The following is a 21,754-nucleotide window of genomic DNA, read 5'->3' as shown; positions in this document are numbered from 1 at the left end:
GCTTACAACACCTCCGCATGGATTTTATCGTTGTGCTCCCCGATTTTGGGCGCTCCTACCGGAGATAACAGAAGATTTCCGTCAATACGAATCGGGCAGCGTGTGGCCGTAAGCATCGCTCCGCTACCGTTCACGGTCTGCTGGGTCATGTTCAGATGACGGAACGCTTCGTGCTCCAGCAGCTGCTTCCAGTTCAGCACATCGGCGCACCAATAATCAGCCGGCTCCAAACGGGCCATCCAGTTCGCAGTAGGCCGTCCTATTAGATGCTGCTTCAAAATGGCCTTGATTGCATCCCGATGAGTAAACCAGCTTGAGGGATCATGGAACGCTCCAAGCTGCTCGCATTCCAGCAATTGGCCGAGCTGCACGACCGAGCCCATGGCCAGCGCGATGTAGCCGTCCTGCGTCTCGTATATTCCATAGGGTGCGCCTAAGTAGGCATTGGCATTGTTTACGGCACTTCGCTCGGGCAGCTTTCCCCCATCGTTCATATGGGTCGTTAATACCTCGAACTGAAAATCGAGGATCGACTCGAGCAGGCTGACCTCAACGAGGCCGCCTTTTCCCGTAACAGATCGGCGCACCAGGCAAGCGAGGATGCCCTGCACCAGATGGGCCCCTGCGAACATGTCGGCGACGGATAAACCGAACGGGACCGGCGGCTGATCTGCATTGCCGTTCAACCATGCCAGACCTGACAGCGATTGCACAAGCAAATCCTGCCCAGGTTTGTCGGCCCAAGGTCCTGTTTTGCCATAACCGGTTATCTCTCCATAGACGAGACGGGGGTTCCACTCTCTTACTGCATCATAATGCAGGCCGATCCTTTCCATGACCCCGGGACGAAAGTTTTGAATCATGACATCCGCTTTTTCGATCAGGGTCCGAATGAGCTTTAAGTCGTCCGGATTTTTCAAATTGGCCGAAATGCTTTCCTTGTTGCGGTTAATGGAGTGGAACAAGGTGCTGTCTCCGTCCAGCTCCAGGTTAGAGACATAAAGCCTTCGGCAAAGATCGCCACCATCGGGCCGTTCCACCTTGATAACTCTCGCACCGAGATCGGCTAAGCGCAGAGCAGCGGAAGGTCCAGACAAAAACTGGGCGAAATCCAGCACCAGCAGCCCTTCCAACGGTTTGAATGCGGAATTCGAAGTCATCCTATCCGCCTCTCTTTCGAAATGTCCAGCGATTCGCGGTACAATCGGTTCATTTGCTCCCATATGCGTCTGGCGTCCCCGCCTTGCATCATATATTCTCGAACATGGTCGCCGGCATGATCCTGAAAATGCAAATACCCGTTATAACGCGGTCTAACATATGCTCTGTCCAGTGCAGGCAGCGTTTGTTTAAAATAATCGTGCGTGCAGCGGTTCGTCTCTTCATCGATCCAAGCCATTCGGTGTCCCGGTTGCCCTCCTGCCATTGTATACAAGGTGCGCTGTACTTCCTCACTTGCTGCATACTGCGCATATCGAACCGCCACCTCTCGATGCCGGCAGGCGGCCGATACGGCAAGCCCTGTCCCCCCAAGCGTGGAACGCAGCGGACCGAAGTCTTTGTAAGCGGCCAAATCCCCGAAGCTCAGCGGCATTCTGCTGTAGCCCGCTCTGGCATAGTTAGAATAACCGTAGGCGAACGGGCAGTAGCCTATCTCATCCGATGTACTCATATACTCATAAACGGCAATAGGATTCATTCCGAAAATTTCGGGCCGGCAATACGATGCAAGCTCTCTTAAGGCTTCCAACGCCGCCTGCGCTTTCTCAAAGGAAACGATCGTTTCGCTGCCGGCAAAGGGCTCTTCCCCATGAGCCAGGCAAAGCATGTAAAAATTCATCAGACTGTCGATCGGAATAGCTGGAAAAAGAACAAGATTTTTTTGAGCCAAGCTTATCAGCTCCTCCCAAGTGGAAGGCACATGCTCCTCCTCCCGCTCCAGCACATCGGAAAGCCAGGAAGCGACAGGAGTGGCCGCATCAATCGCCAAAGCCGTTTGACAGCCGTTGAAGCTATAACTGGAATGGGACTGGCCTACAGAATTCATCACTTGGTTCTGCAAAAAATCTTCCGGTAAATACTCATTCAATGGGAGCAGCACACCGGATTCAGATGCATAGCCTGCCCAAGGATGATCAATAACCAATAAATCGTACTTCTCCGTCAAAGCTTGTATAGGCTCGTCGGCAAATTGCTGTAGAGAACGTTTTTCCCATAGAATCGTCACTTCCGGGTACATCTCCGCAAACCTCTGCGAAGTCGCCGCCATCGGGAGATAACCGCGGGTATGATCCCAAGTAATTCCTCGTAGCACGATGCTCATTATATCCTCCTTTTGAAAACGATTTCCTTTTCGTTCGATTAAAAAGCGCGTCGGCTGCACCTTTAAGCAAATCCTCTTCGCACTTTCTCAAAAAAATCAACTGGTCCTACTTGACCGCCCTTTAAAACAAGCTCCAAGCCATCTATCCGATCATCCTCCGAGTACGCCTTGCACAAAGGTCCACCTGGTACCATGGGTGCAATCATCTCCAAGGCATACACATTCAGCTGCTTTACGGCAAAACCTGAGGTATCTCCTCCGGCAAATAGAACTCTCGTCAGCCCGGTTGATGCTATAAGTTCCCGGGCTATCCCGCCTAATCGCTCTCCGATCAACTGTCCGCTTGCTGCAGGGTCATAACCTTGCTCCCTCAGAATCCTTTGCAGCGGTTCGATCGAAGCATCCTCAGGTCCCAGCGCCGTGTACAGAATGACGCTTTTCCCCGCAGCAAGCAGCTCCTCAGCATTCAGCACCATCCTTTCGAGTCCTTCACCGGCCGGGGTTACAAGATCGGTAGCGGGAATGTGTATGCCCTCGAAGCCGTTGTGCAGCGCCCATTCGATCTGACGCTGCGTTACCGGAGAGCAGCTGCCGGATATGACCAGAATTCGGCCCACAGGTCCCGCTTGCGCAGCAGATGAGGATTTCTGTATGAATCCCTTGCTTTGCCAATAGGCTGTAAGAGCATTATTCACCCCAGAGGAACCAACCGTGAATAACGGGGCCGCTTCGCTCTCACGGCCCATAAGGCCTCCGATCGCGCCCAGATGCTTTTCTGTCAAAACATCAAACAGAACAATATCCGGCGCGTCATCGAGCAAGCGGTTATACCGCTCCTCAAGCTGCGATCCTTCCAGCTCCAGATCCAGGACGCTCATTAAACCAACGGAAAGACGGGTTTGCTGGCCCAAATGAATCCGCAGATCGGCTTCGCGCATCGGCGTTATCGGATGCTTGCTCAGGTTGGGGTGCCGATCCAGCCTCACGGTCTCCTCACCCATGGCCGCATAATGATTTCCGAACACCGTATATCGCCCGAGAGCAGGCGATCCGGCCAATATGGGCGTAAATCGCTGCTCAGGATATAACTCGCGTCCGATTTCAATCACTTTGCCAATGCTTCCTGTCGTTGGCGAAGAGTCGAAAGTCGAGCAAATTTTATAATGAACAACAGATGCGCCGAAGGCTCGGAGTTCAGCCAGAGCCGGCCTCAAAGTACGTTCCAGCTGCTCCGGCGACATCGTTCGGGTCACACCCGCCACACCGAAGCCATCGTACTCTGCGAACTTCTCGTTCCACATCATTCTGTCGGGGATGTCCAAAAATAAGATTACGCGCAAACCGCCATTCGTAAGTGCTTCCAGCACATCCGTGGAACCGGTAAAATCATCGCCGTAATAACATATCCGCATTTGCCTCTCTCCTTCCGCCCAGTATTCTGCCGCTTATGAACCGAGCGTATCCAGCGCCTGTCTCAGCTCTGGACGGGTCTTCGCATATTGTTCCAGCGGAATTCCCGCAAGAGCCGCTTCCCACCCCTGCACAAAGCTTCGGAAGCCGGCACCAAAGCCTCCAGGGTGTCCATGAATTCCACCGCCGGCTATGTTCATCAGGTCAACGGTTTTCATCTCTTGGTACGTTTCATGAGCAGAGCCCGCCCATTGCTTGGATGACAGCACGGGGAGTGCAGTATCATTGGGTTCGAACATCGGGGTCAAGCATTGCTGCACCCCCTGAATGACAGAAGCGTTATCCTCATAAAACTTGTTGTTCAGCCCGTTGACGTGAAGATGATCCACTCCGCTTAACCGGCACAGCTTCTGGTAGGCGGAGAAAGACATGCCCAAATAAGGGTATCGCGACATCATCCCCCACTGGTTGCGATGGCCGTGAATGCATACAGGAGCATGCTTTCGCAAGTGGGCTACCCCAGCAAATCCGACGCTGTTGATGCTTACCATCACGCAGTTGCCCCCGTGCCGCACAACGGTTTCCAGATGCCGCAGCATCGGATCTATATCATCCGTAATGTTGAACGCATACATGGTTTTTTTGCCGGTCCGGTCTGCAGCCCGTTCAATCTCCTCCATAGCTGCTTTGACTCTCTCCTCTAGAGGAGCGTACGGAGGATTGCCATGAACTTCGTCATCCTTGATAAAATCGATGCCTGAGGAAGCCAGATCACGAACAATTCCCCTCAGCTGCTCAGTAGGCAAGCCGATATTCGGTTTGATAATCGTACCTATGATCGGTCTTCCATATACGCCTGTAAGCTTTCTAGTCCCTTCAATGCCAAATTTCGGCCCTTCGTATCTTTCCCGAAACGAGGAGGGAAGCTCCAGATCGAGCAGGCGAATCCCGGACAGCTCTTCCAGCTCATACAGGTTACCTGCAACGGTAGCCATTACATTCGGGATAGATGGGCCTATATTATCGTACGGAAAGGCAATCCTCACAATACCGCGATGGTACAAGCCTTTGGTTCCGGCAGGAACCTTGGCTCCCGGAAGCGCCGGGAATGGAGAGCTTTCCAATGGCTCGATAGAGACAATACGGGCGCGGTGCCGCTCCTTCAAGCTCTCCGTTTCATTAGGCAAAGCCATGAAGGTTCCTGTGGACTGCTCGCTTACGATAATGTCACAGGCCTTTTCCAGTGAAAAGGCCGTTTCGATCCAGTAGGTTGCAATCACCTGATCCGTCAAATGGAGTTCACCTTCCCCATACGCTCTAGCTCGGCCTTAACGGCCATCACGCCCAATCGCGGGCTGGAATACACCGGAAGATTCGTCGCCTGCTGAAGCGCTTCCTCCATCCTGACCATCGAGCCTTGTGCCAGCACAAGCACATCGGCTTGCTGCGCAACCGATCGGGCTGCTTCCAGAATCAGCCGGTCGTGTTCTTCCGGTTGACCGGAAATCAACGCTTGATAGGCTCCCTTCGCCAGAGCATCAACTACATAAACGTCGCGATTCTGCTTCCCCGCTTCTCTTTGAATCAACCGCTTGGTCGGCTCCAATGTCGTAGGCAGAGTGGCCAACACCCCGATGTTACGATACTGGGATGCAGCCAAAGCTGCCATGGCCTCATCGATTTTGATAATTGGAATGTCCAGAATGGGTCTAGCCCAATCCGCTACTTCTCCCACCGATGAGCATGTATTCAGAATCACGTCGGCTCCTATCTCCTCCGCATGACGGTAATACTGTGTAAGCCGGCGTGTAACTGCAGGAGTTACATATCCTGAACGAATAACATCGGCAATAAGGCTGTCGTCGATAATACTTACCAGCCGGCAATCCGGCAGGACCTCCCGAAATATAGGCTGGATTCGTTCCGACAACCCTTGACCTGTATAAATGGCAGCAACTGTTGCCATGAGATCAACCTCCTCTTATTGGTTTAGCCTGCCGAATGGTTTGTGAAAAGCTCCGCATCCGCAAGCCGCCCGTCCTCCTGGAGCCATTGGTACACATCAGGAAGATCCATGTGACGAAGCATACCGGGAATAATAAAGCTTAAGGAGTCGGTTTCATCATAAAATGGCTCCCTTATCCAATCCGCAATGCTGCTCATGCTGTTGTCCAGACGGATGCTTTTTACCCTGGTGTCCAGCAAAGCCGCTAACCCGGCATACATCGCATATCTGCCGTTTCCGTAAAGACGAATATCACGCGAATCAATATGCTTCAAGCCGAACAGCAGTTGAATGGCTCGCAGGACATCGTAAGTACGTACGGCAGCCATACTGTCACCGAGCCACATCATCTCGTCCGTATGCCTGTCGATAATGCCGAACCGCTTAAACGGTTTGTCCGTTGGCGAATTCAAATGCGGCAGAAGAGGCCCTATTCCCGTCGGATTTAATACCATGGCGATTCGTCCGGATGCGCAAGTTTCTTCTATCCACCGGGCATGCTCCTCAAGGCGGGACGTGCCTCCATCCCACACAGCCATCGTGACGGGAAGTTTTTGTCCATGGAGCTTGGAATCATAAAACTGAAGTGCATGATTCAGAAGCCCCGGCTGGCTCCACCAAATCGTGCGCATCACCCACAGATTGTTGATCTCCCCGCCCCCGGAAGGCCGAGGATTCAGGTCGCAGGACTGCCTGTTATAAAATACGGTCCTTTTAAGCCACGCCATAGCATTCTTTTTGCGCTCCGCCTCAGAAATGGATTCACGTATGCTTTCAAAATAGGAAAGTCTATCCACATTCTCGTCAAATACGCTCTTGGCCTGAAGTATTTCTCCGATGATTTGACCACTTCTTGTACACCACAGCTGCTCATTCGGAATCAATTCGATCTGATCCTCGGAGGGCGTCACAGAGGACCCGAGCAAATGCTTGGAGAAAAAAGCAGCAGCAGCCTTGGCCAGCGGTATCGTAAACTTGTGAACATTCTCATCTTCAAATAGAATCAGATCATCGCTGCGCTCATGCATTTCCCAAAACCGGCGGTTGACGGATACAGTATGACGCGGTCCTTCAATAGGCACAGAATCATAGGTTGTAGCTAGAATAAGCACAGGTCTCGGAGCCATGGCCAGGACAATATCCTCATGATCGAAGCCATAGGCCGAGAAGCCGGGCCATTTTTGCTCCGCATCCTGCGCCTTGCCGGTCAGCAGGAAGTAAGGCCGGTTCATGATAAACCCGCCCGGTGCGGCTGCGGCTATCCGCCTGTCGTACATCATCAGGAGAGAGGTTTGAGTCCCCCCTCCGGAATGACCGGTTACCCCTATGCATTTCGGATCTACATCCGGTCTGGTACACAAATAATCGATGGCGCGCACCGCGTCATGAAGCATATACCGTGCAAGGCTGTCTCCGAGCGGCATGCATTGGCGGCCGACGTTCTCATGCTCGGTAACGCTGGTCATCGGGGCTTGCTTGGTCTCGGTATCATAATAACCGAACCTTTCCCCTTGCCCTACAGGGTCCAATGCCATAACGATTAATCCGGCATGAACCAGATAGTGGCAGACCGTTTGGTACTCGTCACAGTGCTTGGCCTGCTCACGGTGTCCGCATAGAAGCAGCACAGCTCCTCTTGGATCGGCTGCCTCTTCTGGCACGTAGACATTGGCCGTTGCATAGGCTTGTGGTCTCGGTTCGAAGATGAGCTTTTCTACCCGAAACCCATTCCCTCGCACTGTCCCTGTAATTTGCGGGTTAAGCGGAGTATCGCAGGGAGGCAAGCCACCCAGGCATTGCTCCAGGCCTTCACGGATTTCGCGCTGGCGTTCCTCGAGCATCTGCTTGTTTTTAATGGCACTGCGGGCTTCCTCTCCCTTTTTGGCCGCACGCATGGCCGATTCATATACCCATCTTGGCAGCTGGCTTTTTACATCAAAGTGGGCAATTCCTACATTTTCGAATTTATCGTACACGTCTTAGTTTCCTCCTGACTCATTTTGAACACCCTGCCTCTTCCGGTTCCTCCGATACCAATAAATCGGCAATTCGTACGGGAACCCCCGATTGGGCCGACTTCCAGATCGCTTCGCCCGTTAGTACCGAATAAGCCCCTGCTTCAGCACCGGCCATGATATCATATGCACGAAGTGGATTGGCTCCCAGGAATAAATCTTCCAGAAGCAGCGGATCTCCTCCGCCATGACCTCCCGAGCGGGGAACCACATGGATCGTTTCCTTGCCTCCGAAAAGAGGGAAGTAGTCAATCGTTTGCTCCGGCACATGGTAAGATGCTCTCTTGGACATCACTTCCTTCGTTTCCAATCTCCCTTTGGTGCCGTTAATGGCTAACCGGTATCCTTCATACGGCAGCGAAAAATTGACCGAATAGCTCAGCATCGCGCCCTTATCGTATTTGATGACAGCCGCATAAGTATCTTCAATATCAATTTCCGAATCAAAAATACAGCCGTCAGCCCGGTACCCGTTATAAGCACTCGGTTTCTTATCGATCTGAGTCAAATGGTCGTCGTCAGGCACAATTTCTTTGCTGCGCGTCGACCAGCGCATGAAGTAGCTGCAGCTCTGCTTGACGCGACAGGTACCGCAGTAACGCCCGTCTTCTTTCGAAGGATTAAGCTCACCCTCCGGGCCAAAGTAATTAAGGGCCCCGTAGGCAAAGGCCTCGACCGGCTTTTGATCGATCCACCAATTAATGAGATCAATGTGATGCGTGCTTTTATGAATAGATAACCCGCCGGAATGCATTCTTTTGCGGTTCCAGCGTTTGAAGTAGCTTGCTCCATGGTATGTATCGAGATACCAGTTCAAATCAATAGAAGTAATTCTTCCTATTTTCCCTTCCAGGATGATTTCCTTGATTCTGGTGTGAATCGGGGCATAACGATAATTAAATGCAACGTAGAGCCTTCCCCTGCTGCTGTTCTGAGCGTCCAACACTCGCTTGCAGTCGGCTCCGGTAGTCACCATCGGTTTTTCCGAAATCACATCCAACTGATGCTCCAAGCCCTTCACTATATAATCGGCGTGGCTATGGTCCGCCCCGGCGACAATCACTACGTCCGGCCTGGTTTCCTCTACCATCCGCTCAAATTGCTCGGGAGCGTACACAGACACTCCGCTAAGCGCTGGAAACTTGCGGAAGCAGTTGGCAAACCGGGCCGGATCCGAGTCGAGCAGCCCTACAATCTCGCAATATGGTTGGAATGTGTCCAGCATAGAGCTTATAAACATCCCGTTTGCTCTGGTGCTGACACCGCAAATCACATATCTTTTTTTTGCCAAGTTGTTCTACCTCCCATCTTCTCTAAAGTATACAAAATGGGGGAATGCAATAAATTAGTAAATCCGATCTTGATTATAGGGTGATTTGGCTGTGAAACGTAAAAAAAAGCCTCTGCCGATACACGACAAAGGCTTGGTACACTACTTCACTGCAAAAATGAAGTTCTTTGGCTTATTATTTGGGCCATCTCCGACGATGGTAAAGCTCTGCAAATTCACATTTTTAGCGTCATAAACTCCGCTTTTCGGTTTAAACACGAGCTTGTAGTCATCAGTCATATAGAAAGTATCCTTATCCTCCTCTTTTGTTCCTGGTTTGTAGGTAATATCCTTAATAGCAAAGGATGCTCCGAATATTCCTATGAATGGAGTAAGCGAGCTGCTTTGAGTGCCGCCATCTAAATCCGCTTTGTTCGTAAAAGTATTGTTTGTGGTATCGACTACTTGAATCTGTTTTACTAGCTTATCATCCCAAATATAACGGCCATCAATGTTTTTGGGAGCAATGTTAGTAACCGAATTTTCCTTAATAGCGCTCGTTCCCATCTTTAATTCCTTGAAATTCAATTCCGATGCAAATGCACTAAAACTGGCTTTCACAAGCTTTGTACCCATGGGTGTATTTACTGTGACTATGGCATCCGTGCTTCCCGGATTCAGTCCGATGATCTTGGATGGAAGATTGGGTTTATCGACAGCAAAGAGGCTCGGATCGGCAAATTTGATACTGGTAACCACAGGGGCTGCTCCTTTTGGAAATTTAGTAATTTCATTGCCCAGTTTATCTTTAATCCCTACCTCAATTGATTTATTCACCAGTTCCGGCTTGTTTTTGAAAATAAATGCTCCATCCTCCTGGGTAGCCTTAACCTTTTTATTATTGTTTTTGCTCTCTAACAGTGCATGATCTACAAGATATTTCCCGACAGCGAACAAACTCGTATCCGATTTTACGAAATAAGTCAAATCCTTATCAAGCTCCTGATACGTGTAGCTCTGTGCCTCCGCCGATTGGGTATGCAGCTCTGATTCGATCGGCCATTTGGTCGGATCTGCCTCCTTGGGATCTTTCTTTGCTTTTACCAGTGTTGCCACCACTTTATATATACCCAATTTTTTTGCATCTGCTATCAGATTAATACTACTATTATTTGCTTGGCTTGCTTTTACTCTTATAATAGGATTCGCGTCGTTCATCGTAAGCTTCGCATTACCATTGAAGTTTGCGGTAAATGCCCCTGCGGCTCCACTGACTTTTTCCAGCCTGTATTGTACCTGATATTCATCGGGGGCAGTCTTAAATTCTGTATCGTATTGGTCTTTAATAGCGTACTTTATGGTACTAATTGGATCCGTTACACCTTGGATCACCGTAATGGTTTCCGCCGGTTCGAATCCCGATTTTTCCAGCCTCTCAGCCACTCGTGCAGTCTGCACCGTATAATCGGCCGTCGCCTTCTGGTTGGCATCTTTTAGGTACACTTCAATTGACGCTGACCCATTATTCGTAGCTTGCACGACTATCTTGCCTTTATTGGCCCCGCTAATGGCAATTGGTTCCCCATCAGCAAGCGAACCCAGTTTAAGAACTCCCGAACTACGAACTTGAATCTGGCCAGCTTTGTACAAGGCTGCGATTTCATCCGGGTTGAAGCTATATCCTTCCGCATCCCTTATTTCCAAAGTGATTCCTACATCGGTATCCCCCACTGCCAATTGCGAAGTTAAATCCGCAATCTTGAGACTGGACGCCAGCTTGGGCGCGAACAATGCGATTTCTTGCTTCACAGTCTGACCGGATCCTACCGCCATTAAATGCAGGGTAGTCCCCTTATCTTTATCGAAATCGTCCCTAGCTACGAGCTCCAGCTCCGGGTAATTATCGTTATCATAATCAACGAACACCTTGTTCTTTGCATTTTCAAACAGTGCTTCGCCTTCAAAAATGGTAACGATCCCTTTGTCCAACTCCTCAACATCATCAACGAGACACCCGTATTGGTCATACGCTCTAAAAGATAGGTAGACTTTCCCACCGGGCTGCAGCTCTTTATTATCTTTAAAAGCCAACTTGCCTGTTTCAATCTTGGAAACGAGCAAACGGTCCCCGACGATAAAATTATTGTTCAAGGTCAAATTATGCTGTCTATCGTAGATAGAAACGAAGATGGAAGAACCGCGTTTTTCCTGGCTTAAGTCCAGCCTAAAGGCTTGTTGACCCGGCATATGTTGCATGCCGATTCCTGAACTGACTCGGATATCGAAAGCTGCAGCTGGCAAGGTGGTTTGCTCTCCGTACTGGTTTACCTGCTTAAAGCCAACGATTACCTTTGAACGAGCCAATTGATCCGATGCGCTCGTAAATTCAAGCTTCTTGACCGTTTCATCCTCCGCGGAAAATTCTACGGTCTTTTTGGCTATAACCGCTTCATCCAATCCTGACAATTCAACAGAATAATTTCCTTTCGTCAATTTGTTATCCAATGTAATCGTCGCGCTTTTTTTATCTGCAGCCCATTCTGTTAAACCGGAGAGAGCGCTGCCATCTTTCTTGACAGATAATTTGGCCTTGGCTGCATGTGCCGCATCCACCGCGGTTTCAAAGCTCACCGATACTTTGCTTGCCCCTGCCGCTTTGGCTTCGGTCATAGTCACCTTAGCTGTTTCCGTTTGACCCTCGAGAACCTTGCGTGTTTCAAATGCGGCTTCGGCAAGTGTTCTGCGGGTAACCACCCGATCCGTACCATGAAACCGATTATCATCAAGGTTTTGCATAATCTTCAACTGCAGCGCCATAGTAACAAATCGGCTCGCTGCTTTTTCCACCTTATCCTCGTCTCGGACACTATCGTCCGTGATCGGTGTAACATTCCTTGCCTCATCGACCTTACCGAGTCCGTAAATCAAGAATTTGGCAAGATCCTGTCGGGTTACGAGAACAGTCGGGTCAACAGCCATTCCTTCGTCATTGATAAGCCCCAGAGCTCTAAAAGATTCTAAATACTTATTTGTAAGCGCTTCATTATCACTGACGGAGAAAATGACTTTGGAAGCCTGAACGAAATCATCCCGGGTAACCGGCAGATTAAAGCCAAAGGTGTTCTCAGATTCCGGTTTAAGAACGCCGCTTTTAACAAAAAGATCAAATTTGTCCTTCAAATCCTGGGGCATCATTTTTAGGTCTTCGTAATCATCGGATGTTTTTGCTGCTTTCGCTTCGTCTGCTTTCGCGTCAACTGCTTTTACTTCAGTTCCCTTTGCTTCAGCTGCTTTTGCCTCATCCGCTTTTGCTTCGTCTGCCTTCACTTCATCTGCTTTCATTTCATCCGACGTGACCTCGGAAGCTTCATTTTCAGCATAAGCAAGCGGTAGAACGGATGTCGACAAAAGGAATAACGACACTGCACAGGCTATGTATTTGCTGTTCATTGATACACCTTCTTTACTTGGATTTAGGAAACCTTGACTTTAAACCCTCGGTGCTGCTCGAATATTGGCTTCAGGCTCTCCCTCCCCAATGACCTTAACTCTGAATCAATGCTAATCTCTGTTATAAATAAAATAGTATGAAAACGCATTCGTGTTATAGGGGATTTACAGCTAATTTATAGGCATATGTTTTCTTGACAAAACCGATAGCTCCTTTAGCAAGGAGACAGCCGCCCTTCGATAGCTGAAACGGCTGTCTCTTCCTGTACTGCCTTATTACCAGTAAAACTCCTTCTCCAGCCTGCGATACTGTCCTGCCCTCATAGGAGCCTGGCTCCTTATTTGACGGTGATTGTAAAATGGATGATGAATGCCTTCTGGGCTAAGATGAACCACATCATCTCCCCGCCATTGCGTAATGAACTCCTCGCCTACCGCTTTTTCAACCGTTTGTCGTTGACTTACCGGGAAGGTAACTGTAATCCTCTCTCCCTCATGCGCTTCCCCTAAATTAAGAAAACGCTGATTGATCCATATGCTTGGATCGCTGCCGGTCTGTGTCAGCACCCTATCTCCTTGCTCACGCCGAATCAGCACTTTGGCATATCCTGCCCAGTCCGGGATACGGATTAACAGTCTCGGTATATTTTGATGAATGTCCAGATCCAATCTGCCCTCGTGCGGAAGATGACTGCTTACATCAAGCCAGCGGGAGCCGCGATTGAGCAGAAAGTTCACACTTACCGTGCCACTACGTTCTGTAATAGTATTACTCCAGCCCATGAACAGTCCTCTGGTGCCTGAACCGATGCAGCAGGTTTGCAAATCATTCGTATGTCCTCTTCCCCCGTTGACATCACAGCAGAAATCGTTCGGTGCGGAGTAGCCTGCGAAGGCTCCCTTTGCCCGCTTAGCTACGTTGCAGTAAGACTTCATGCCTACGTCATCATTCTCTTTATGATCGGAGTCTACCACCCAGTCCAGGTTCAGCAGCTGCGATTCGGTCAAGTGATTGCGCAGGAACCGCTCGACGATTCCCCAGTATTCGACATAGCCGCTTTGTGCCAGCATAATCCCTGTCGAGATCAGATCGACCAGCGAGCAGGTTTCGTGTTCGAAAGCCTGATCGTGGATATCACCGGGCGTCCATCCAAAAGCAGTGCACCAGGTCAGAGCCCAATCGTAGCTTTTTTTCACAAAATGAGTGATGGAGGCATCCCGGGTATGCCAGGCATAGCGAGCCAATGCATCCAGCGTGCCGATACGGGTATGGAAATGTCCACTGCGATAGGCTAGAGCATCATTAAAGCTTCCGTCCGGGTTGAACACACCGCTGCGACGAATGATTAATGCCGCAAAGTACTGGCACAGCTCGAAAGCGTCGTTGTTGCCTGTCAATTCGTAATATTTCAATAGCGGCATGATCAGTCTTCCGCAGAATGCAGCAGGATCCGGTGCAAGCCTTAATTGAACCGCATTTGCGGAAGGCCAGCCGTTAACCGTATACTCCGAAGCTGGATAATACCACACATCTCTTTCTTTGATGGCAATTCTTTTAAGTGCGGCGACATGCTTGTCTGCGACCTGCTTGATCTGGCTGTCTCCCGTGGACATGTACCACGAAGTCAATGCGAGAATGACGGCACGCTGATCAATCAGGTTGGCTGTGGGCTCCCAAGGCGCCTTCGGATTTTTCAGCCGATAGCTGAGTCCGTCCTCCTTAAAGAAGCTCAAGAAGTTTTCCCGGTATTTCGCTTCGATATCCTTTCCTCTTTCATCCCCAGTCATGTGCCTGGCCAAGATGAGCGCATCGATCAACCGTCCATGGCTCGAACCGTAATCCCAATCACCATGGGTCAAAAATGCCGGCTGCTCCATCAAATTTGCCGCAAAAAACGGAATGTACCCATGATCCTCGTCCGCCATCCCAAGAATAGCCCCGAGGACATGCCCTGCCCTCTCCTCCAGCATAAGGGTATCGGGAATTTGCTTTATTTCACTTGTGCTCATTCTTCTATTCTCCTTTTCTTAGTAAAATATATTTGTGTTAATCCTCACCCAATTTGACGGCTTGATGAATACGGATTCGGGAGACAATATGCGCCAGGATCGCCAAGCCCGTTGTAATCATCACGGTGACAACCCAATAAAGCCGAACCTGATCCTTGGGATCAAATGTCACTTTGAAAGGCGGTACTTGTGTTTTCGGATCGAAGGACATTTCGAACAACGGTACAAACAGCTGGCTTGTAATCCCGCCGGTCGTCACTCCAATCACAATAGCTGCTCCTGATATCAATACCTGCTCACCGATAAGGATGACAAGCAGCTGAAAAAAGGAGATTCCCATAGCCCGTAAGATTCCGAATTGAAGCGTTCTGGCGTGGAGCGATAATACCCAGTACAGCAGGAAGCCGAAAAAGCATATGACAATGGAAATTAAAAAGCCCAATGTCATGACCCCATTAATAGCCATCTGGAACGGATCCTTGATCGCCTTAATTTGCTCCTGCTTCGCATCCCTAAGCGCTTCGATCTGATAGCCATGGTCCGTCACCGCTTTATAGACCGCCTGGCTGCTTGCATCCGGCTTCAGCTTCAGCCACACCTCATAGGGCTCCAAAGCAAGATTATTCTGAATATAGGACAAATGCCCGATGACGAGCATGGGTCTTTTAACCTTCGTCGCTCCTGTTTTGCTGGAAACGGTTATCGTCTCATTCGTACCTGGATTCGGATTCCACGACGGCCAATAATCTACGATCCCGTATACCGTGAACTGGACTCCTTCAATCCCCGACCAGCCGACGGTTATCGTGTCCCCTGATTTCAGGCCATATTCCTCCGCCAACGATCTCGATATGAGGACGGCCGACGGCTTGGCAGCAATCAGATTTAAGTAGCTATTGATGTGATGGTCGAGCAGCCCCGGGCGCATCCAGCCGGTTTGACCGAATTCCTTCGTTTCGATTCCCATCAGCTGCACCGTATCCTGAGACTTGCCTCGCGTGAACGCGGCATCCCTCTTTCTGAAGACCTTGGCTGCATGCTCAACACCCGGAAGCTGCGTAAATGGAAGAAAGGAAGGCTCCGTATACTGCGTTCTGTGCGGGGCCGAAGGTTCGGTCGCTGCTTCTTCGGTCTCACCCCCCTCATCCTCCTGCAATCCGACCAGGATCGCTGGAGGGGCATCATTTTCCCATCGAATTTGCATTGTTATATCGGCACCGGCCGAATACCGGATTTTATCGGTAGTGTTTTTGTTGATAGTTCTTGTAGCGCTGGCGCTAAACAATCCTGTGGCGATCGTTATGATCAGAAATACCATAATAAATTGATATTGTAGCGTTGACCGGCTGACCTGAATCAAGGTGAAGTATAATGACGGAGGCCACCAGCGTCTGCCCATCCAGTAAATCAGCTTCATGAACCAGGGATACAAACGCAGCACCAGGAGTCCCATTCCCAATATAAAAATGGCCGGAATAAAGAACAGCAGCGGATCTACTCTTAAATCCCCCGATTTTAAACCGAGCGACAGCAAGTCCTTAATTCGTGTTTTGTACGTATACAGCCCATACAGGGAAATTCCGATTAAGATCAAATCAATGAAATAAATATGCCAGAAGGAGCTTTTCTCCTGACGCGCAGATTGCTGCTTGTGCCCGACAATAGTAGCTTTCGTAGCCAGAAAAACAGGAATCAGCGTCATCACTAATGAGCTTCCGACTGCAATCAGAGCGTACAGGAAGGCATCCTGACTCAGCGATACATCCAGCTTGGCCCGTTGAACAAACTCCAGAAATCCGCTGGAAGCGCCCAATACCTTGGTCAGATACATTCCCACATAAGGTCCGATACAGAAGGCTACCGCGCCTAATATCAAGCTCTCCAAAATATAGCTTGCTATAATTTGCAGCCTGCTTGCGCCACGGCTTCTTAATACGGCAATTTCCGTTTTCTGCCGGTCCGTAATTAAATTGGCTACCATGTATAAATAAAATCCAAGCATAAGAACGACAGGTACATTGAGCGACCAAAGCATCGTTTTCAGATTGGCTTCTTTCACGTAATAGGTACCTAGTGTTTTCAATGCCGGTGCATTATAATTATGCGTTTCATAATGCTCATCCATATGCTTGTCAATGGAAAGATGAGTAGCTATGAACGTATCGACGGTATGAAGCGTCATTTCCTTATAATCCAGCGCCCAGTACCAATAGCCCGATTGGACATGTAGCTTGCCGCCTTGGGTAAAGTCTTTTTCAAACAATGCATAGTCAATCAAAAAGCTGTTCTTGTAGCTGCTCGGGATGTTATACCAGAACACGTCCGTATAATCGCTCCGGTCCCATACCCCTACCGGCTTGATGCGGATGGTTTCCTTCGTTGCTTCGTCCTGAATGACAAAGACTGTGTTCAGGACCATTCCTAGTTCCGTTAAGGCTTCCTCCACCACAAGAGCTTCATAAATCCCGTCTACCGGAGCTTGGGCAGGCATACGTCCATCTACAAGCCTCATATGCCCTTCCATTCCATCAATGGCCGTAATATCGGCCGATCTCTGCCTGCTTGTATCCACTTTATCGGGCTCGGCGGGAAGTACTTTGTATCTTTGTGTGGATCTTTCGCGGACAAAGTATTGCTCCGGAATGCCGAACCGGGTGCCTATTTTTCTCAAAAAGTCATCGGTATCCGCAAGATGTCCGTTCTTTTCTTTATCCTGACCGCTAGGCAAATTGACTGACAGCCAATAGATCCCCGGGTACTGGCTGCTGCTCATCTGCATCTGCTGCAGCTCTTGAAGCAGCAATCTTTGCAGTATCGCATTCGTATAGATCGGCATGCTGCTTGCCAGCGCGACGGACAATATTAGGCCGAACAGCAGGCTCAGCTCGAGCCATTTATTATTGACCATCTTGCGCAGGATCATGATAACTATTGACACGCTCTTAGCCTCCTAGTTGGCTAAAATAATTTTCTGTCCCTCAGTGATGCCTTTGCGTATTTCGACTTCCGTAGCAGCGACGATACCTTTCTCCACATCGACTTCCTTGCGGCTTTCTCCCTCCAGCACCTGAACATAGTCACGTCCCATATAGCTGCGCAGCCCCGCTCTCGGAATCACAATGACCTGCTCCCTTTTCTCTGTTACGATGGTGATATCAGCTTGGGAGCCTATCGTGACCTCTTCTGGCAATTCTCCTTTCACATCAATAACCAGTGATTTATTGTTTTTTTCCTGAACCGTTTTATTATCGCTTGGCGCTGCGGTTAACGGTGTCTGGACGACTTTTCCCGCATAAATCTTGTCTTTCATCTTTACCGTGACATCCATATTAATTTCCACCCCAGCCAAATCGTTCTGACTTGCAGCCGTGTAAATCAGCTTCATCTGCGTAGGGTCCGAAAGCGTAACCATTTGCTTGTAAGCGGCCACCTCTTCACCGGGTTTAATGGTATCGATGAAGGTGACGATGCCATCGGCCTTGGCTATCAGCTTGGAATTTTCCAGCTGGGTTTGCAGTGACTTCAACTGGATCTGGGCACTCTCCATATCCAGCATTTTCAACTGTACTGATGGGTTATCCGAGCCTTTGTCGGCTACCTCCTGAACGAGGGCTATCTTGGCCTTTTCAATCGCAATTTCCTGCACTCGTATCTTCGTTTCCAGCTCTCCGGTTTCCGTAGATGCGATAAGATCCCCTGCCTTCACCCGATCTCCCAGCTTGACATTGATCGAGATCAGCTTCCCTGCGGACGTTTTGTAATACAGGTAATCCGTTTTATCCGAGGCAAAGGTGGCTACTCCGGTGATTTGCTTTACTATGTCAGCTCGTTTGGCCTCAAAGAGGCTTAACGTTTCTTTGACAGGCTCGACAAGCGGCGGGGCAAGCTCCTCTTCTTCAACCGGCAGCAATGAACATCCGGTTAGGGTCATGAGCATACTTGAGATACTAATCACAATGATAAATTTATCAGCAATTCGCTTGGACATTTTGACCTTCCCCCAGTGACGCACGTGGCTGCAAAATCGGCGCGGAATCGTTAGAAATTTTGTTATCACCACCTTACTATGAAAACGTTGTCTCATTTTAGGGGATTCATTTCATTTTTATAGGTTATTTGCTCCATCCGCCGGTTGAAGCAAAAAACTCCAGCCCGCAAGCTGGAGTTTCGTCTTTAAAGTCCTATCTTATGGAGTTTGAATGGCCCAGAGCACTTGAGCATCGAACAGCTTCCACAATTCATTAGTAGCATTTTCCTTCATGGAAGAGGAATTGGAGCCGAACGATACGGTACGGGCAGCTACAGGCTCACCCAGGATGTTTTTCGATCCTTTCTCGTAAGCGGCAATGACCGGCTTGGAAGGATCACCCGCAGCCGTTGCAATAACGATAGCATCAGCGCTTGGCTTGGAATAACTGATAACATCTGGTTCATAATAAATTTGAACATCTCCTTTTAAACCGGCGGCCAAAGGATGATCGGAATTCGTAATCGTAATTTTCGATTGTTTTTCGATATTCGTTTTTTCGGAAACGGTGGAGAAATCAGCGTCCCCGAACGAAATAAGCTTGTTGTAAATAATAGGAATAGGCAAATCTTTTAGCTTTTTCTTGACATATTTGGAGTTGGTCGACGAACCGATAACTACCAGATCATAGCCTTCAAATGCTTCCGGTGCGATTTTGGCGCTTGACAGACGGGTAACCTCGAAGCCTAAAGATTGCAAACGGCTGACAAGAGGCTTCTCATCAGGTGCCATCTCGGTTTGCCCTGCCCGAATATCACTTGTAACAATCGCTTTCTTTCCTTTAGCGGAAACCTTCGGAGTGTCCGTGTTCGTTGCCGGCGGTGTTGCCGGAGTTTCTTTCTTCGGATCGGGTGTGGCCGTAGGTGCTGGTGTTGGTGTTGGAGCTGGCGTTGTTGTGGTGGTGCCTTTTCCTTCAAACAGCTTCTTGGACTCATAGCTTGCAAGCACAAGCATCTTACGCGTAGCGGACGCTTTTCCTCCAAAGGTGCCGTCGTCCTGCTTCGTCATAAGATTCTTTTCAAGCGCAAGGGCTACATAGCCTTTTGCCCAATCGTCTACCGAGTTATCCGATACAGGAGTCGCTTTCTTCGCAGCGTCATCTAACCCGAGTCCACGAATAAGGAATGTTGCAAGCTCCTGACGGGATACTTCCCCGGACGGATTATAGGTGGTACCGGTCGAATCATAGCCATTAGTAAGGCCGGCTTTTTTCAGTGCTTCCACATAAGTAAAGGCCCAATGATCTGTTCCTACATCAGTGAAGGATGGAGTTGTAAGCGTTTTATCCATTGGCAGTGAGAAAATAATGGCTGCTACCTTGGCGAACTGTGCGCGATCCATCTTGGAATCCAGACCGAACGTATTGTCCGTCAATCCGCTGAACACCCCTGCACGGATCAGCTCGTCAAACTTGCTCTTCTGATCTTGAGGCAGATTCTTCAAGTCGTTGAAATCTTCCACGCTCTTAGCGGCCGGAGTGTCTGCAGCGGAAGCAAAAGGAAGAATCATGAATACTAACAGGAAACAACATAAAAGCGAAGAGATAATTTTCTTCATTTGAGGCACCTTCCTGACTTTTAGTTAATTTCACAATAAATCAAGCAGAGCTTTGATAAAGAACCGATTTTTAGATTAGGCCGAACACCTCCACGGCAGCAAATGGGTATAATTCCTGTTACCCTTTTAAAATAATACGAAATGAGAAATCGTTTATAGGGACATAATCGCATCCTTATAGGTTTATTGTTCCTAGTTCATCTCATTTAAACGATGAAGTTAGCAAAATAAAAACCCCAGCTCGAGGCTGGAGTTTCAGTGAACTTAAGATTCCGGAGTTTGAATGGCCCAAAGCACTTCCGCATCGAAGAGCTTCCAAAATTCATCGGTGGCATTTTCATTCATTTGCGTACCCAAGTTGGTAAAGAAAAAAGCAGATCGTGCCGGTACTGTTTCCCCTAGTATATTTTTGGAGCCCTTCTCATAGGCAAAGATGGTTGCTTTGTTGGGTTCGCCTTTCACAGTCGCGACTACAATCGCATCCTTGCTCGGAACCCCGTATGTAAGTCTATAAGGCTCATAGTGGATCTGCACATCTCCGGTTAAGCCGGCAGCCAGCGGATGGTCCGGCTTCACAATCGAAATCTCCGTTTGCTTCTCGGCATTCGCGTTTTCCGAGACAGAAGATAGATCAGCATCTCCCATGGTACGGGAATGGCTATAAATAATCGGAATAGGAAGCGATTTCAATTTCTTCTTTACATATTTGGGATTTGTCGACCAGCCGATATAGGCGAGATCATAGCCTTCAAATGCTTCCGCAGTAATTTTTGTACTGGCCAAACGAGTCACTTCGAATCCAAGAGATTGCAGACGGTTTACAACCATATTATCGTCCTTGCGAAAATCGGGATTACTCGTGTTCACATCGCTAGTCATAAGAACTCTTTTTCCTTTTGCAGAGACTTTGCCTGAATCCCCTTTATTCGGTGCAGGCGATGGCAGTGGTGATGGAGATGGAGATGGAGACAGCGGAGGGGTCGGGCCGGCCAATATTTTTGTTGCCTCATAACTTGCAAGGACCAGCATTTTACGTGTTGCCGGTGTCTTGCCTCCAAATGTACCATTGTCCTGCTTCGCCATGATGTTCTTTTCCAGAGCAAGCGTTACATAACCCTTAGCCCAATCGTCCACGGTGCTGTCCGAAACTGGCGCTGTTTTTTGAGCAAGCTCTTCCAAGCTAAGACCGCGGATAAGAAATGCAGCCAGTTCTTGGCGGGATACTTCTCCAGATGGATTATACGTTTTGCCCTCCGAATCATAACCATTCGTAAGCCCCGCCTTTTTCAACGCTTCTACATACGTGAAAGACCAATGATCGGTGCCCAAGTCGGTAAAGGAAGGAGTTGTAAGCGCTTTATTCGTTGGCAACGAAAAAATAATAGCAGCCACTTTGGCAAATTGCGCTCGATCCATCTTGGAGTCCAAACCGAATGTATCTTCCGAGACGCCGCTAAACACGCCACCACGAATCAGTTCATCGAATTTAGCTTTCGTTTCTTGAGGGAGAGTCTTCAAATCCTTGAAGTCTTCTACCGATTTGACTCCCTCTCGAGCGATAGCTGAAGCAAATGGAAGTACGGTGAAAGATAAAAGAAAAAAACATAATACTAAAGCGATTATTTTTCTCAATTCGGACACCATCCTCATTTTCGTATTGATCCACCTAGAAAATCATTTACCTTGC

At 49.0% G+C, this 21,754-nt stretch carries 13 protein-coding genes; all 13 read right to left on the bottom strand.

What is annotated here, in order from left to right:
- Positions 1-2: 2 nt before the first annotated feature.
- Entirely contained in the window at positions 3-1,160 is a 1,158-nt protein-coding gene (locus GGC63_RS06820) for a CaiB/BaiF CoA transferase family protein (protein ID WP_192701649.1), read from the bottom strand.
- A complete protein-coding gene (locus GGC63_RS06815) occupies positions 1,157-2,323 on the bottom strand; it encodes an extracellular solute-binding protein (protein WP_192701648.1) in 1,167 nt (388 codons plus the stop codon). The genes GGC63_RS06820 and GGC63_RS06815 overlap by 4 nt, the downstream gene beginning before the upstream one ends.
- A 62-nt stretch (positions 2,324-2,385) precedes the next feature.
- Positions 2,386-3,735 carry a four-carbon acid sugar kinase family protein gene (locus GGC63_RS06810; protein ID WP_192701647.1) on the bottom strand — a complete coding sequence of 450 codons (1,350 nt, stop codon included), beginning with the start codon at positions 3,733-3,735 and terminating at the stop codon, positions 2,386-2,388.
- Positions 3,736-3,768: 33 nt separating this feature from the next.
- Positions 3,769-5,025 (bottom strand): ribulose-bisphosphate carboxylase large subunit family protein, encoded by a 1,257-nt coding sequence (locus GGC63_RS06805; protein ID WP_192701646.1) that lies wholly within the window; start codon positions 5,023-5,025, stop codon positions 3,769-3,771.
- On the bottom strand, positions 5,022-5,699 hold the full coding sequence (locus tag GGC63_RS06800) for an aspartate/glutamate racemase family protein (protein WP_192701645.1): 678 nt from the start codon (positions 5,697-5,699) through the stop codon (positions 5,022-5,024). The genes GGC63_RS06805 and GGC63_RS06800 overlap by 4 nt, the downstream gene beginning before the upstream one ends.
- A 23-nt stretch (positions 5,700-5,722) precedes the next feature.
- Positions 5,723-7,714 (bottom strand): alpha/beta hydrolase family protein, encoded by a 1,992-nt coding sequence (locus tag GGC63_RS06795; protein ID WP_192701644.1) that lies wholly within the window; start codon positions 7,712-7,714, stop codon positions 5,723-5,725.
- Between the two features lie 19 nt (positions 7,715-7,733).
- A complete protein-coding gene (locus GGC63_RS06790) occupies positions 7,734-9,044 on the bottom strand; it encodes a Gfo/Idh/MocA family protein (RefSeq protein ID WP_192701643.1) in 1,311 nt (436 codons plus the stop codon).
- A gap of 141 nt (positions 9,045-9,185) precedes the next feature.
- Complete coding sequence (locus GGC63_RS06785) at positions 9,186-12,473, bottom strand: hypothetical protein (RefSeq protein WP_192701642.1); 3,288 nt, start codon at positions 12,471-12,473, stop codon at positions 9,186-9,188.
- Between the two features lie 276 nt (positions 12,474-12,749).
- On the bottom strand, positions 12,750-14,483 hold the full coding sequence (locus GGC63_RS06780) for a hypothetical protein (RefSeq protein ID WP_192701641.1): 1,734 nt from the start codon (positions 14,481-14,483) through the stop codon (positions 12,750-12,752).
- A 37-nt stretch (positions 14,484-14,520) separates the two neighbouring features.
- The gene (locus GGC63_RS06775; protein WP_192701640.1) at positions 14,521-17,421 is read right to left on the bottom strand and encodes an ABC transporter permease; all 2,901 of its coding nucleotides are present in this window, start codon (positions 17,419-17,421) and stop codon (positions 14,521-14,523) included.
- A gap of 12 nt (positions 17,422-17,433) precedes the next feature.
- Entirely contained in the window at positions 17,434-18,471 is a 1,038-nt protein-coding gene (locus GGC63_RS06770) for an efflux RND transporter periplasmic adaptor subunit (RefSeq protein ID WP_192701639.1), read from the bottom strand.
- A gap of 198 nt (positions 18,472-18,669) precedes the next feature.
- Positions 18,670-20,067, bottom strand: a complete 1,398-nt coding sequence (locus GGC63_RS06765; RefSeq protein WP_192701638.1) for an S-layer homology domain-containing protein — start codon at positions 20,065-20,067, stop codon at positions 18,670-18,672.
- Positions 20,068-20,331: 264 nt separating this feature from the next.
- Positions 20,332-21,699 carry an S-layer homology domain-containing protein gene (locus tag GGC63_RS06760; RefSeq protein WP_225948003.1) on the bottom strand — a complete coding sequence of 456 codons (1,368 nt, stop codon included), beginning with the start codon at positions 21,697-21,699 and terminating at the stop codon, positions 20,332-20,334.
- Between the last annotated feature and the right edge of the window lie 55 nt (positions 21,700-21,754).

The organism is Paenibacillus sp. OAS669 (assembly GCF_014873645.1).
GTDB lineage: Bacteria > Bacillota > Bacilli > Paenibacillales > NBRC-103111 > Paenibacillus_S > Paenibacillus_S vulneris.
The sequence above is the reverse complement of the archived record's forward strand: the minus strand, read 5'-3'. Positions and strand labels throughout refer to the sequence as shown.